Genomic DNA, 698 nt, shown 5'->3' on the forward strand with positions numbered 1-698 from the left:
AGTAAATCTTATCGATAAATTACGCATAAAAATTCCCCCTCTTTATCCCCCCGATTATCGGAAAAATGTCGGGATTTTGTCGGGTTTTTCTCGATGAAAAAAGCACTCAGATAATTCCGAGTGCTGTTGCAATACGGCAGATTGCCCGCTGCTTTATTTCATAATAGGTATCCTTTTTCATGCCGAGTTCCATATAAATATTGATGTCTTTCACCCTGGCAGCCGTCAGGTATTTCTTTTCGATAATTAAACGTTCCTCATCGTCCAAGCTGTTTTGTAAAGCCCGTTCCATCTGTTTGACTTTGAGTTCATTAACGGTAAATGAATCCCGGAGGGAAGGGAAAATGTTTATGCCGGCAGACGAACATTCTTTTTTATTCTCTAATTGGACTTTAAGAGCGCGGTAATTTTTCAGTTCTTTGATGACTATTTTTCGAACGGCTTTTTCATCCACATCATCGAGAAAAGATAGCTGTTCTTTTGACATCCTTTCCCTCCATTCGTTCATTTTTCTTTTTCCCATTCCTGAATCCGTCTTTCCATAATCTCTATCCAGATTAATGGAGCGGCAAGAATGACGATTCCTATAATTAGATAAATCATAACTCCTCCTTATCGGCGCTCGCCGCCTCCAATAGATCAGGATTTTCAAAGACTGTTCCAAGATATTCCGAATCTGGCCCGCAATCGGCAAGAGA

Annotated in this window: 1 protein-coding gene; it reads right to left on the reverse strand. The window is 40.3% G+C overall.

The features are described 5' to 3' along the window. Positions 1-106: 106 nt before the first annotated feature. The gene (locus AB447_RS23125; protein ID WP_003185369.1) at positions 107-487 is read right to left on the reverse strand and encodes an ArpU family phage packaging/lysis transcriptional regulator; all 381 of its coding nucleotides are present in this window, start codon (positions 485-487) and stop codon (positions 107-109) included. Positions 488-698 lie beyond the last annotated feature (211 nt).

This window comes from Bacillus glycinifermentans, from assembly GCF_001042475.2.
GTDB classification, from domain to species: Bacteria; Bacillota; Bacilli; order Bacillales; family Bacillaceae; genus Bacillus; species Bacillus glycinifermentans.

What these genes read in the sequence shown, in the direction of transcription:
- AB447_RS23125 (WP_003185369.1), bottom strand. Translation starts at nt 487, where the DNA reads ATGTCAAAAGAACAGCTATCTTTTCTCGATGATGTGGATGAAAAAGCC.